The sequence below is a fragment of the Luteimonas saliphila genome (genome assembly GCF_016774335.1).
Taxonomy (GTDB): Bacteria; Pseudomonadota; Gammaproteobacteria; order Xanthomonadales; family Xanthomonadaceae; genus Luteimonas; species Luteimonas saliphila.
The window spans coordinates 33,384-46,752 of sequence record NZ_JAETWA010000006.1 but is presented as its reverse complement, the minus strand read 5'-3'; the positions used below and the strand labels follow the sequence as shown (position 1 = coordinate 46,752).

The 13,369-nt window shown below is 68.4% G+C and carries 8 protein-coding genes; 4 read left to right on the top strand and 4 right to left on the bottom strand.

Features of this window, described 5'->3' with window-relative positions; genetic code table 11:
- Window positions 1-95: 95 nt before the first annotated feature.
- Window positions 96-2,252 (bottom strand): TonB-dependent receptor, encoded by a 2,157-nt coding sequence (locus tag JMO03_RS00425; RefSeq protein ID WP_202839183.1) that lies wholly within the window; start codon window positions 2,250-2,252, stop codon window positions 96-98.
- A 223-nt stretch (window positions 2,253-2,475) separates the two neighbouring features.
- Between JMO03_RS00425 and JMO03_RS00420 the strand changes: the two genes are divergently transcribed.
- The 4 genes from JMO03_RS00420 (at window position 2,476) to JMO03_RS00405 (ending at window position 9,416) form a co-directional block, all read left to right on the top strand.
- A complete protein-coding gene (locus tag JMO03_RS00420; RefSeq protein WP_202839100.1) occupies window positions 2,476-3,879 on the top strand; it encodes a GntP family permease in 1,404 nt (467 codons plus the stop codon).
- Window positions 3,880-4,016: 137 nt separating this feature from the next.
- Entirely contained in the window at window positions 4,017-5,978 is a 1,962-nt protein-coding gene (asnB, locus tag JMO03_RS00415) for an asparagine synthase (glutamine-hydrolyzing) (protein ID WP_337926327.1), read from the top strand.
- A 125-nt stretch (window positions 5,979-6,103) separates the two neighbouring features.
- Window positions 6,104-7,873, top strand: a complete 1,770-nt coding sequence (locus JMO03_RS00410; RefSeq protein WP_202839096.1) for a DUF1800 domain-containing protein — start codon at window positions 6,104-6,106, stop codon at window positions 7,871-7,873.
- Between the two features lie 10 nt (window positions 7,874-7,883).
- Complete coding sequence (locus tag JMO03_RS00405) at window positions 7,884-9,416, top strand: DUF1501 domain-containing protein (RefSeq protein ID WP_202839180.1); 1,533 nt, start codon at window positions 7,884-7,886, stop codon at window positions 9,414-9,416.
- A gap of 211 nt (window positions 9,417-9,627) precedes the next feature.
- Here the strand turns inward: JMO03_RS00405 and pnp are convergent, their stop codons facing one another.
- The 3 genes from pnp to truB all read right to left on the bottom strand — a co-directional run bounded on the left by pnp (window position 9,628) and on the right by truB (window position 13,324).
- Complete coding sequence (pnp, locus tag JMO03_RS00400) at window positions 9,628-11,736, bottom strand: polyribonucleotide nucleotidyltransferase (protein WP_202839095.1); 2,109 nt, start codon at window positions 11,734-11,736, stop codon at window positions 9,628-9,630.
- Window positions 11,737-11,916: 180 nt separating this feature from the next.
- The gene (gene rpsO, locus JMO03_RS00395) at window positions 11,917-12,177 is read right to left on the bottom strand and encodes a 30S ribosomal protein S15 (RefSeq protein ID WP_149101653.1); all 261 of its coding nucleotides are present in this window, start codon (window positions 12,175-12,177) and stop codon (window positions 11,917-11,919) included.
- Between the two features lie 175 nt (window positions 12,178-12,352).
- Window positions 12,353-13,324 (bottom strand): tRNA pseudouridine(55) synthase TruB, encoded by a 972-nt coding sequence (gene truB / locus JMO03_RS00390; protein ID WP_202839094.1) that lies wholly within the window; start codon window positions 13,322-13,324, stop codon window positions 12,353-12,355.
- Between the last annotated feature and the right edge of the window lie 45 nt (window positions 13,325-13,369).

Below are 13,369 nucleotides of genomic sequence, written 5' to 3'. Positions count from 1 at the left end.
CATGGATGCCGCCATCGCCCTGCCTCTACCGGGCGACGAGGATAGCGCGACGGGCCGCGGACCAGCCGCGGCCCGCGACCTCACGGGTTCCCCTCTCAGAAATCGTAGCGGGCGGTCAGGCTGTACTGGCGCGGCGGCCCGTAGAAACCGGTGAGCACGCCCAGTCCCGCACTGACCAGGTTGTAGCCGGTGGTGCGGTACTCCTCGTCGGCCAGGTTCGTGCCCTGGAGCGAGAACGACCAGGCGTCGTTGGCGCGCCAGATCACGCCGGCGTTGATCAGGCCGTAACCGTCCTGGCGGATCACCGGGCTCAGGTCGGTGGTCGGCCACACTTCCGACTGGTAGGAATAGCCCACGCGCGCCGAAAGGTTACCGCCGTTGGCCAGGTCGGTGCGGTACTCGAGGTTGATCGCGCCGGAAAACTCGGGGGCGTTGGTGAAGTACTGGCTGTCGGCGATGTTGACGCCGCCGCTGATGAACTCGTCGTACTTCGCGTCCAGCCACGCCAGGTTGCCGCTGAGCAGCCAGTTGGGGGTCGGCATGAACTGGTACTCGGCCTCGACGCCGGTCACCGTGCCCTTGCCGGCGTTGGTGAAGTCGCCGAAGAAGCCGCCGCCCGGTAGCGCCGTGAACACCGACAGCTGGATGTCCTCGTAGACGTTGTGGAACGCGGCCAGGTTGAGGAACAGGCGCTGGTCGAGCAGGCCCATCTTGGTGCCGATCTCGAAGCTGTCCACGCTCTCGTCGTCGAACGGCTCGCCCGAGCGCGGCACCGCGGTGGTATTGGCACGGATGTTGTAGCCGCCGGACTTGAAGCCGCGCGAGGCCAGGCCGTAGACCATGATGTCGGGGGTGAGCTGGAAGTCGAGCGAAACCTTGGGCGAGACGTTCTTGAAGTTGACGGTCTTGTCGAAGTTCGCGGCGACCACGCCGTTGGGCACGCTGAAGCTGTCGTCGGTGTAGCCGATGTTGTAGGCGACCGCGTGCTTGTCCTCGTCGGTGTAGCGCGCGCCGACGTCCAGCTTCAGCCGGTCGGTCAGGTCGAAGGTCCAGTCGCCGTAGAGCGCGACGCTCTTGGTGTTGACGTAGCCCTGGGTGTCGCCGAAGGACAGGTCGAAGAAGTTGTTGAGCACCTGGCCGCCGGCATCGCCGTTGAACGCGTACAGGCCGACCACGCCGCGACCGCGACCGCCGGCGTCGTAGTTGGCCTGCAGTTCGTGGCTGAGCTGCTGATCGCTGTAGAACGCCTTCACGTCGGCGATCCGCTCGGGCAGCGTGTCGAAGTCGATGTTGGTCTCGGTGTCGGATTCGCGCTTGGCGACCACGTACTTGAGCGCCCAGTCGTCGTTCGGACGCCAGTTGACCGTGGCCGAAATCCCCTTCATCTCGGTGTCGTTGACGTTGGGCATGCCGCTGCGGATGTCGTAGCGGCTGTCCATCGGCGCGCCCCCGGTCACCGGCACCAGCGGGTTGGTGTTGGGCGCCAGCATCTTCGCGCCGCGCACGCCGGACTGGTCGTCGATCCAGTCGAAGGCGAACTGCACGTCGAAGTCCTCGTGCGAGTACGCGCCCAGTTGCATGCGCAGGGCGTTGATCTCCTTGTCGCTGACCTCCTGGCCGTTGCGCAGGTTGGTGCCGAAGCCGTCGCGGTTCATGCTGGCCACCGCCACCCGGCCGCGCAGGCCGCTGTCCTCGCCGCCGATCGCGCCGCCGATCGCGGCCTTGGCGTCGAGCTGGTTGTAGTTGCCGACGGTGATCGAGCCGAAGCCCGTGGTTTGCGTCGGCAACCCGCGGGAGATGTACTTGATCGCGCCGCCGATGGTGTTCTTGCCGTACAGCGTGCCCTGCGGGCCGCGCAGCACCTCGATCCGCTCGACGTCGAACACGTCCAGCAGTGCGCCCTGCGGGCGGGCGATGTAGACGTCGTCCAGGTAGATGCCCACGCCCGGGTCCACGCCCCACAGCGGGTCGGCCTGGCCGACACCGCGGATGTAGGCGGTCACCGTGCTGGTCGAGCCGCGGGCGGCGTAGATCGTCAGGTTCGGGACCTGGGCGTCGAGATCGCCGATGTCCTTGATGTTGAGCTTGTCGATGGTCTCCGCGGTGAACGCGGTGACCGCGACCGGCACGTCCTGCAGCGTTTCCTCGCGCTTGCGCGCGGTCACCGTCACCGCGTCCAGGGTGGTGGCGGAGGTGCGCGGGACCACGGGATCCGGACCGGGATCCTGCGCGAACGCGGCGGGCGCGGCCATGCCCAGCGCGATGGCCAGGCTCAGGGTGCTGTACTTCGGATTGCTGCGCTTCACGGTCGACCCCTCCCACGGGATGCATGGCGTGCGGCCGGACGGCCACATGGCGCAGAGGTTAAGGACCGCTCCGATGCGGCGGCATCGTACCTTCGGACAATGGGACGGGCCGGCGGGGGTCCGGACACTGGCGGCCGGTTCCGTCGGCACCACGCCCGAGGCATAGCGAATGGATTTCCTGATCGTCCTGGCGGCGCTGTGCTTCCTGATGCTGGTGGCCTACCGCGGCTACAGCGTGATCCTGTTCGCGCCGATCGCGGCGCTGGGCGCGGTGCTGTTGACCGACCCGTCGCTGGTGGCGCCGATGTTCACCGGCCTGTTCATGGACAAGATGGTCGGTTTCCTGAAGCTGTACTTCCCGGTGTTCCTGCTGGGCGCGGTGTTCGGCAAGCTGATCGAGATCTCGGGGTTCTCCAAATCGATCGTCGCCGCGACCATCCGGGTGGTCGGCGCGCAGCGGGCGATGCTCGCGATCGTGCTGGTCTGCGCCCTGCTGACCTACGGCGGCGTGTCGCTGTTCGTGGTGGTGTTCGCGGTCTACCCGTTCGCGGCCGAACTGTTCCGCCAGGGCGACATCCCCAAACGCCTCATTCCCGGCACGATCGCACTGGGGGCGTTCACCTTCACGATGGATGCCCTGCCGGGCACGCCGCAGATCCAGAACATCATCCCGACCGCGTTCTTCGGCACCACCGCCTGGGCCGCGCCGGTGCTCGGCACGGTGGGTGGCGTGTTCATCCTGCTCGTGGGCATGAGCTACCTCGAGTGGCGCCGGCGTGCCGCGCAGCACGCGGGCGAGGGCTACGGCGATCCGGCCACCCTGCTCAACGAGCCGGCGCCGTTCGCCGGCGACCGCCTCGCCAACCCGCTGGTGTCGCTGCTGCCGTTACTGCTGGTGGGCCTGAGCAACCTGCTGTTCACGCGCTGGATCCCGAAGGCCTATGGCGCGACCCACGAGTTCGTACCGTCTGTGGTTGGCAATGCCGCCCCGGTGGTGCAGGAAGTGCCGAAGATCGCGGCCATCTGGGCGGTCCAGGGCGCGCTGCTGGTCGGCATCGCCACGATCCTGGTGTTCGCCTGGAGGCCGGTGTTCGCCAGCTTCGCCGAGGGCACCCGGAGCGCGATCGGTGGCGCCCTGCTGGCGTCGATGAACACCGCCTCGGAGTACGGCTTCGGCGCGGTGATCGCGGCGCTGCCGGGTTTCCTGGTGGTGGCCAATGCGCTCGGCGCGATCCCGGACCCGCTGGTCAACCAGGCCGTGACCGTGACCGCGCTGGCCGGCATCACCGGCTCGGCCTCGGGCGGCATGAGCATCGCGCTGGCGGCGATGGCCGAGACCTTCATCGCCAACGCCGAGGCGGCGGGCATCCCGATGGAGGTGCTGCACCGGGTGGCCTCGATGGCCTCGGGCGGCATGGACACCCTGCCCCACAATGGCGCGGTGATCACCCTGCTCGCGGTCACCGGGCTGAGCCATCGCCAGTCCTACAAGGACATCTTCGCGATCACCCTGATCAAGACCGCCGCGGTGTTCGTGATCGTCGGTGTGTTCTACGCGACCGGGCTGGTCTGAAGGCCGCCGCCGGGCACCCGCGGCGTCGGACAACAGGCGCGGTGGATGCCCCGAAGCCGGCTCGTGACCGGATCGCAGCCCGGTTGCCGTTCGTTTTTCCTGAATCGCCCGCCGACCTCGCGCTGCGGCCGCCGCGGATGCCCCTGAACGGCGTCGCGATGCGTCGCGACACGCCGGCTTCCCCGTTCAAAGGACCGCCTGTGTGTGGAATCGCCGGAATCGTGCGTCTGGACGGCGTCCACGTCAGCGCGGACCAGATCGGACAGCTCACCGACCTGATCGCACACCGGGGCCCTGACGACGCGGGGGTGCACGTCGATGGTCCCGTGGGCCTCGGCCACCGCCGGCTGAGCATCGTCGACCTGAGCCCGGCCGGCCACCAGCCCATGTCCTGCGCCGATGGCTCGCTGTGGATCGTGTTCAACGGCGAGATCTACAACCACGCGTCGCTGCGCGCGGAGCTGGTCGCGCTCGGCCACGGGTTCCGTTCCACCACCGATACCGAGGTGATCCTCGCCGCCTACCGCCAGTGGGGCGAGGCCTGCGTGCAGCGGTTCGAGGGGATGTGGGCGTTCGCGATCTGGGATCGCACGCGGCAACGGCTGTTCTGCTCGCGCGACCGGCTCGGGATCAAGCCGTTCTACTATGCGCTGACATCGACCGGCCTCGCCTTCGCCTCGGAGATCAAGGCGGTGCTCGCCAGCGGACTGGTGCCGGTCAGGCACAACCCGGAGGCGCTGCGCCTGCAACTGGTCTACCGCGCCCGGGCCAGCAGCGAGACGACCTGCTTCGACGGCGTGCTGCAGCTTCCGCCGGCGCACAACGCCGTGTTCGCGGGCGGACGCCTGGTGCACAGCCGCTACTGGAACGCCGAGGACGCGCTCGCCACCCGCGAGCGCGGCCGCGGCGACCCTGCCGCGCGCTTCCGAGAGCTGATCGGCCAGGCCGTACGCTCGCACCTGCGCAGCGACGTCCCGGTCGGCGCCTGCCTCAGCGGCGGGCTCGACTCGGGCACCCTGGTCGCCCTGGCCGCGCGGGAGAACGCCGCGCCGCTGCGCACCTTCTCGGTCACCTATCCCGGGACCGCCTACGACGAGTCGCGCTACATCCGGGCCCTGCACGAGCGCGTCGACAACCTCGACGGCAGCGAGACCTCGCCCGACGGCAGCGATCTGGTCGATGTCCTGGAGCGCTCCACCTGGCACTACGAGGAACCTGTGTGGGGCGGCAGCGTGTATTCGTGGTGGCAGGTGATGAAGTCGGTCCGCGCCGGCGGCATCAAGGTGGTGCTCAACGGCCAGGGCGCCGACGAGCTGCTCGCCGGCTATCCGCGCTACTACCCGACCTACCTGCGCCAGCTGCTGGCGGGCCGTTGGCCCACCTTCCGTCGCAATTTCGCGGCCTTCCGGGCGCAGCAGGGCGACCTGTCCCGGTCGGGCCTGTGGCGCGAGCTGGCGACACCGTTCTGGCCCGACTGGATGCGCCGGGCGGCGCGGCTGGCCGGTCGCGCCGCCGCATTCGACGACGGCTTCCTGGACCCGCAGTTGCGGGCGGCGGTCTCGCCGGCCGCGGAGGCGCTGGCCAGGCGCGCCTTCTCGGACCTGGACGCCCACCTCCTCAGCGACCTGACCACGACCCGGCTGCCGGAACTGCTGCAGGCCGAGGACCGCTTCAGCATGGCCTTCTCGATCGAGAGCCGGGTGCCGTTCCTGGACCGGGCATTCGTCGAATTCGGCGTCGCGCTGCCACCGGAACAGAAGATCGATGGCGGCGTCACCAAGGTCGTGCTGCGCGAATCGATGCGCGGCATCGTGCCCGACGACATCCTCGACCGCCGGGACAAGCAGGGCTACCCGACGCCGGCCAACGACTGGCTGCGTCGTTTCGGCGTCGAATACGCCGGCGACACCATCGGCTCGCGCTCGTTCCGCGAACGCGGGGTCTTCGACGCCGCAGCCGCGGGCGCCGCGTTCGAGCGTTGGCGCGATGGCCGGGCCGCCCTGCCCGGCCTGTGGACGTGGCTGTCGACCGAAACCTGGTTCCGCCAGTACTTCGACACCTCCATCGCCGACTGGCGCAGGTACTCCGTCGGCGCCTGAGCGGGCCGGCGGTCCCCAGTACGTACCACCGTGCCGGACGCGACACCCGGATTGTGGGCAGGATCACAGCTGGCGCCGCCTTCCGACCGATACTCTGTCCGACAGGGGACTTCCAGGACGCCGCCATGACTCCAGGCCTTTCACAGGCGGAGCGCGCCATGCTCGAGCGCGCGCACCGCCAGCGCTACAAGCTTGCCCGCGCACCCCGTTTCCAGCCCCTTCCCGAGGACCACGCGGCGCACGCCCCCGCTGTGCCCGCAATGGAGAAGTCCTCGCGTCGCCGCCTGCTGACGCTGGCCAAGCCGCCGTTCGCCGTGCGGGTGCTCAACAACATGAGCTACGGCGCGACCGCAGCGTCGATCGCCGAGTTCAACGCGCTGGGCAGCAGCGACCTGGCGCGGCTCACGGCCTGGGTCGATCGCCAGCTCAACCCGGCCGCCATCGACGACGGCGCCGTCGCCACCCGGCTCGCCGCCGCCGGCTACAACACCCTCTCCAAGACCCTGGCCCAGCAGTGGTCGCAGCACGTGCGTGCCGACGTCGACTGGTCCGTGCGCATGCGCCCGGGCTGGGAAGTGCAGCGCGAGGCCCTGGTGCGCGCGGTCTACTCGAAGCGGCAGCTGTTCGAGGTCGTGACCGGATTCTGGCACGACCATTTCAACGTGATGGTCAGCGACTACGACTGCTGCCCGGTCTACGGCCACTACGACCGCGACGTGATCCGCGCCAACGCGCTCGGCAATTTCCGCACCATGCTCGAGGCGGTGGCCAGGAGCACGGCGATGATGATCTACCTCGACAACAAATCGAACCGCCGCTCGGGACCGAACGAGAACTTCGCGCGGGAACTGCTGGAGCTGCACACCTTCGGCGCGGAAAACTACCTGGGCTTCATGGACCCGTTCGAAGTACCGCCCTGTCCCGAAGACCGCAACTATCCGATCGGCTACACCGACATCGACGTCTACGAGACCGCCGCGGCGTTCACCGGCTGGTCGATCAACAACAACCACTGGGAGTTCCAGCACGCCAACAAGGACGACGGTACCTTCTACTACCACGCCGACTGGCACGACTCCGGGCCGAAGTTCGTACTCGGCACCTTCATCTACCCGGAGCGGCCAGCGCTGCAGGACGGGCGCGACATCCTCGACCGCATCGCCAGCCACCCGCGCGTCGCCCGGTTCGTCTGCAGGAAGCTGGTCCGCCGCTTCCTCGGCGACGACCCGCCACAGGCGCTGGTGGACAGTGCCGCAGCGGTGTTCCGCGCTAATTGGCAGGCGCCGGACCAGATCAGGAAAACGCTCCGGCACATTCTGCTGTCGGACGAGGCGCAGCATGCCTGGGGACGCAAGGTGCGACGTCCGTTCGAGGCGGTCGCGGCTTCCTTGCGCGTGCTCGGCTGCGAATGGACCTACACCTTCGACGAGAACCGCAGCAACGACCTGAACTGGCGCATGGGCTTCACCGGCCACCAGCCCTACGACTGGCCGGCGCCGAATGGCTATCCCGACGTCGCCACCGCCTGGTCCGGCGCCAGCACCTTCGGCATGACCTGGAAACTCCTCAACTGGCTCACCGAAACCGACAACGTCGCCGGTAACGGCAAGCTCCTGCCGATCATCGAGACGACCCGCGCCGGCGTGCCGGTCGGCCAGTGGACCACGAACCGGCTGGTCGAGTTCTGGTGCGGGCGCATCCTGGGCTACATGCCCAAGTCCCAGCGGGTCTCGGCGTTGCGTGCTTTCCTCGCCCAGAACGGCGACCGGGCCAGCTACGTGATCGAGGACACCAACAGTTGGGCCCAGAACGACCTCAAACGGCATTACAACCACGAACGCATCCGCAGCATGGTGTCGCTGATCCTGATGTCCCCCGAATTCCTGAGCCGCTGAGGACGAGACCATGACCAGGATCGAACTCGATCGCCGTGAATTCCTGAAAGGCTGCTGCGCCACCGCCGCGGTCGGCGCCGCGGGGCCGGCACTGTTCTTCGCCAGCCCCGCCGAAGCCGCAGTCAACAGCTACGACACCATCGTCCACGTGTTCCTGCGCGGCGGCATCGACGGGCTCAACCTCGTCGTGCCGGTCTCCGGCAACGACCGCGATTTCTACGAGCAGGCGCGACCCGACCTCCGGGTTCCGCTCAGCGGCGACAACGCCGCGCTGCCGCTCACGCTGGCCAATGGCAGCGCGACCGGATTCGGTCTGCACGCAGCCGCGAGCGGGCTGCGCGACATCTGGGTCGACGGCAAGCTCGCGATCGTGCATTGCTGCGGCATGCAGACCACGGTCACTCGCAGCCATTTCGACGCCCAGCAATACCTGGATTTCGGCACGCCCGGCAGCAAGGGCAACGGCACCGGTTGGATCGCGCGTGCCTGGAGCACGCAACCCGGGAACTCTTCGTCGGTGGTCATGCCGGCACTGGCGGTCAACAGCCGCATGCCGGCCAACCTCCTCGGCGCCACCCAGGCGCTGACGATGGGCAGCCCGACCGACTTCCAGCTCAATTCCGGGTCCTATGCCTGGCAGCGGGCGCGCGACAACTCGCCTGCCGGCTACCGCGGCGTCAACGAGACCCTCGCCAGCATGTGGCAGGGCAACGTCGGCCTCGAACACAGCGGCCGTGCCGCGGATGGCGCGCTGCGTACGGTGGCGCAGCAGCCCTTCACCTCGACCCTGCCCGCCGGCTGGCCGACCTCGAACTTCGCCCGGCAGCTGTGGAGCGTGGCGCAGTCCATCCGCTTCAACCTCGGCCTGCGTTATGCGGCCGTCGATCTCGGCGGCTGGGACACGCACGAGGGTCAGGGCAATGGCGGTGGCGGCTACTACCACGGCCGGGTGGGCGAGCTGTCGCAGGCACTCGCCGCCTTCTATGCCGAAATGAACAGCGGTGGCGAGGGTGCGAGGGTGACGGTGGTGGTGCAGTCGGAGTTCGGCCGTCGCGTCCGCGAGAACGGCAGCGGCGGCACCGACCACGGCTACGGCAATCCGCTGCTGGTCCTGGGCGGACCGGTGAACGGGCGGCGCTTCTACGGCAACTGGCCCGGCCTGCACCCGGAGATTCTGTCGCCCTACTTCGGCGACGTCCCGGTAACCACGGATTTCCGACGGGTGTTCACCGAACTGCTGCGGGCGCGCATGGGCCACACCCGGACCGCGGAGGTGTTCCCAGGTTACGCCGGTTACAGCGCGCTGGGCCTGTTCGCAAGCGCCAGCGGCGCGTCCGCCTCTGCCCAGCCTGCGGCGCAGGCACCGCTGATCAATATCAGCAGCCAGCCGCAGCCGACGACGACGGTCGACGCGGTGACGTCGTCATCCGGAGTACCGATCCGCCACAGCCGCGGCACGGTGCGCATGCCCGAGCGCCTCTCCCAGCCGCTGCTGCGCCTGCGCCTGAAGCTCTACCGGCTGATGCAGCAGCACCGGCTGTAGCGATCCACGTTCCGTGCGCCGTTGCGGGGCACGGGATGTTCGGCGATGCCGCCAACGAAGGCCGCGGCGTACTGCCGACTCGGCACCCGCCGCGCCCGCAGCGAGTCCTGGCTGCGGGCGCGGCGGCTTTTCGCAACAGTTCTTTCTTCCGCTGGAAAAAAGAAAAACGGGCCGAAGCCCGCTTTTCTCCAGCTCGATTCAGCGGCGACCATCACTCGCCGGACACGCCCTCGCCTTCTTCCACGGCCTTGATCGACAGGCGGATGCGGCCCTGCTTGTCGACTTCCAGCACCTTGACCTTGACCAGGTCGCCTTCCTTGAGCTTGTCGGAGACCTTCTCCACGCGCTCGCTCGAGATCTGCGAGACGTGCACCAGGCCGTCCTTCCCGGGCGAGATCGTGACGAACGCGCCGAAGTCCATGATCTTGGCGACCTTGCCTTCGTAGATCCGGCCCGGCTCGACGTCCGAGGTGATCTGCTCGATGCGTTCCTTGGCGGCGCGCCCGGCAGCGGCGTCGACCGAGGCGATGGTGATGGTGCCGTCGTCCTGGATGTCGATCTGGGTGCCGGTTTCCTTGGTGATCGCCTGGATCACCGAACCGCCCTTGCCGATCACTTCGCGGATCTTGTCGGGATGGATCTTGATCGTGATCAGGCGCGGCGCGAACTCGCTGAGCTCGGCACGCGGCGCGCTGAGGGCGGCCTCCATCTCCTTGAGGATGTGCAGCCGGCCCTGCTTCGCCTGGGCCAGGGCGACCTTCATGATCTCCTCGGTGATGCCCTGGATCTTGATGTCCATCTGCAGCGCGGAGATGCCCCTGGTGGTGCCCGCGACCTTGAAGTCCATGTCGCCGAGGTGGTCCTCATCGCCGAGGATGTCGGACAGCACGACAAAGTCGTCGCCCTCCTTCACCAGGCCCATCGCGATGCCCGCGACCGGCGCCTTGATCGGCACGCCCGCGTCCATCAGCGCCAGCGACGAGCCGCAGACCGAGGCCATGGACGAGGAACCGTTCGACTCGGTGATCTCGGAGACCACGCGGATCGTGTAGGGGAACTCCTCCATCGTCGGCATCACCGCGAGCACGCCGCGCTTGGCCAGGCGGCCGTGGCCGATCTCGCGGCGCTTCGGGCCCATCATGCGGCCGGCTTCGCCCACCGAGTACGGGGGGAAGTTGTAGTGGAACAGGAAGTGTTCCTTGTACTCGCCGGCGACGGCGTCGATGATCTGGCCGTCGCGCGCGGTGCCCAGGGTGACCGCGACGATCGCCTGGGTCTCGCCACGGGTGAACAGCGACGAGCCGTGCACGCGCGGCAGGATGCCGACCTTGGCGCTGATCGGGCGCACCGTGTCCAGCGCGCGGCCGTCGATGCGGACCTTGGTCTTGAGGACCGAGTCGCGCATGGTCTGGTATTCCTGCTCCCCGAACTCCTTCGACAGCTCGCCGGTCGACCAGGCGTTGGCTTCGGCCTGCGGGCTCAGTGTCTCGATGATCGCCTTCTTCACCTTGGAGATCGCGTCGCGGCGCTCGAGCTTGTCGCGCACCTGGAAGGCGCTGGCGAGCTGCTCGCCGACCGCGTGGCGGATCGCCGAGACGAGGCCTTCGTTGGCGGCCGGCGGCTGCCAGTCCCACTTCGGCTTGCCGGCTTCGGCGACCAGTTCGTTGATCACGTCGATCGCGACCTGCATCTGCTGGTGGCCGAACATCACCGCACCCAGCATCACGTCCTCGGACAGTTCACGGGCCTCGGATTCGACCATCAGCACCGCGGCGGCGGTACCGGCGACCACCAGCTCCAGCTCCGAGTCCTTCAGCTCGCTGACGGTCGGGTTGAGCAGGTACTGGCCGCCCTTGTAGCCGACCTTGGCGGCGCCGATCGGGCCGTCGAAAGGCGCGCCCGAAAGGGACAGCGCGGCCGAAGCGCCGATCAGGGCGAGGATGTCGCCGTCGACCTCGGGGTTCATCGACATCACGGTGGCGATGATCTGCACTTCGTTGCGGAACCCTTCCGGGAACAGCGGACGGATCGGGCGGTCGATCAGGCGCGAGATCAGAGTTTCCTTCTCGGTCTGGCGACCCTCGCGCTTGAAGAAGCCGCCGGGAATGCGTCCACCGGCATAGAACTTCTCCTGGTAGTCCACGGTCAACGGGAAGAAGTCCTGCCCTTCGCGCGCGGTCCGGTTGGCCACCGCGCTCACCAGCAGCACGGTGCCTTCGCACGACACCATCACCGCGCCGCCTGCCTGGCGCGCGATCTCGCCGGTCTCGAGGGTCACGGTCTGGTTGCCGTACTGGAAGGTCTTGGTCACTTTCGCCACGTTGGATGTCCTTGAGTCTTGATCGATGAAACCGGACGGAGCCCATGCCCCGGACGGGTGGCCACGTTTGCGTGGCCGCTTGCTTGCGGACGGGCGTCCTGCCCGGGCGCGACCGCCGCAAATCGGCGCACCCAAAAAACAACGCCGCGGCGCATCGCTGCGCCGCGGCGGGGGTCGGTTCTAGCGCCGCAGACCGAGTTTCTCGATCAGCGCCTTGTAGCGGTTCGCATCCTTCCGGTGCAGGTAGTCGAGCAGGCTGCGCCGACGGTTGACCATCTGCAGCAGGCCGCGCCGGCTGTGGTGATCCTTCTTGTGGGTCTTGAAGTGCTCGGTGAGATGCACGATGCGGGCGGTGAGCAGGGCGACCTGGACTTCCGGGGAACCGGTATCGTTGGCGGCGCGCGCGTGTTCTTCGATGATCTTGCTGTTGTCGATGGACATGATTGCCTCGTAGTCGCGAAACCTGCAGATCCCGGCGCAGCGTCGTCGACGCGTGCGGCGTACCGCCAGGTTCGTCAAGGGTGATCGGGAGGCCCCGGACGGGGTTCCCTGGAACGAACGGAAGTGCTTGAAAAAAGCCGCGAAATTATAGCTGTCCGCGGCGGACCGGACAAGTTCAGCCACCGGCGCCCGCCGCGGCCTGGGCGCTGGCCCAACTGAACAGGCGGCGGGCCCGCAGGCGGCCCTCGGCCACCTCGCCCAGCCCCAGTGCACGCCCCCCCGGCCCGTACACGGCCACGGCTCCGCACGGATGGAATTCGCCCTCGACCGGCTGGCCCCGCCCCAGGCGCCGGGCCTGGGCTTCGTCCAGGTCGACCGGTGGCCACGACGCCATCCCCCGCTCCAGCGGCAGCAGGCAGGCGAGCAGGCTGCGATCGCCGCGCGTCGCGAGGACCTGGAGCTCATCCAGCGTCCACATCCTGGGATCCCTGAACGGGTCGACCCACAGTCGTCGCAACTCGGCGACATGGGCGCCACAGCCCAATGCCTCGCCCAGGTCGCGCACCAGGCTGCGCACGTAGGTGCCCGAACCGCACTCTACGTGGAGCCGGAGTTGCGGTGACACGCCGTGCAGGTCGTCGAGCAGGTCGCCGGCCGATTGCAGGCTGAACTCGTGCACGTCGGCATCGCGTTCTTCCACCTCCACCACCTCGCCGCGGCGCGCCTTCGCGTACAGCGGTTCGCCGCCGCGCTTGAGCGCCGAATAGATCGGGGGGCGCTGGCGGATGCGGCCGGTCAGCGCGGCGAGCGCCTGGTCGATCTGCGGGATGCGCAGGGGTGGCACCGGTCGCTCGCGGATCGGCTGACCCTCGGCGTCGTCGGTATCCATCACGATGCCGAGCCGCGCGACGGTGTCGTAGGCCTTGCGCGCGCCGAGCAGCCCGCCCGCGATTTTCGTCGCCTCGCCGAAGCAGACCGGCAGCAGGCCGGTGGCAAGGGGATCGAGGCTGCCGGTGTGGCCCGCCTTCTCCGCGCGGAACAGGTGGCGCACGCGCTGCAGCGCCTGGTTCGAGCTGAGCCCGCGCGGCTTGTCGAGCAGCAGGATGCCGTCGAGCTTCCTGAACTTCGTGCGTGGGCGGGCCGTCATCGGTCGATTGTATAGGGCCGGCTCGGGCCGGCCGTCCGTCGGCCC

What these genes read in the sequence shown, in the direction of transcription:
- JMO03_RS00425 (WP_202839183.1), bottom strand. Translation starts at nt 2,252, where the DNA reads ATGGCCGCGCCCGCCGCGTTCGCGCAGGATCCCGGTCCGGATCCCGTG.
- JMO03_RS00420 (WP_202839100.1), top strand. Translation starts at nt 2,476, where the DNA reads ATGGATTTCCTGATCGTCCTGGCGGCGCTGTGCTTCCTGATGCTGGTG.
- asnB (WP_337926327.1), top strand. Translation starts at nt 4,017, where the DNA reads ATGCCCCTGAACGGCGTCGCGATGCGTCGCGACACGCCGGCTTCCCCG.
- JMO03_RS00410 (WP_202839096.1), top strand. Translation starts at nt 6,104, where the DNA reads ATGACTCCAGGCCTTTCACAGGCGGAGCGCGCCATGCTCGAGCGCGCG.
- JMO03_RS00405 (WP_202839180.1), top strand. Translation starts at nt 7,884, where the DNA reads ATGACCAGGATCGAACTCGATCGCCGTGAATTCCTGAAAGGCTGCTGC.
- rpsO (WP_149101653.1), bottom strand. Translation starts at nt 12,177, where the DNA reads ATGTCCATCGACAACAGCAAGATCATCGAAGAACACGCGCGCGCCGCC.
- truB (WP_202839094.1), bottom strand. Translation starts at nt 13,324, where the DNA reads ATGACGGCCCGCCCACGCACGAAGTTCAGGAAGCTCGACGGCATCCTG.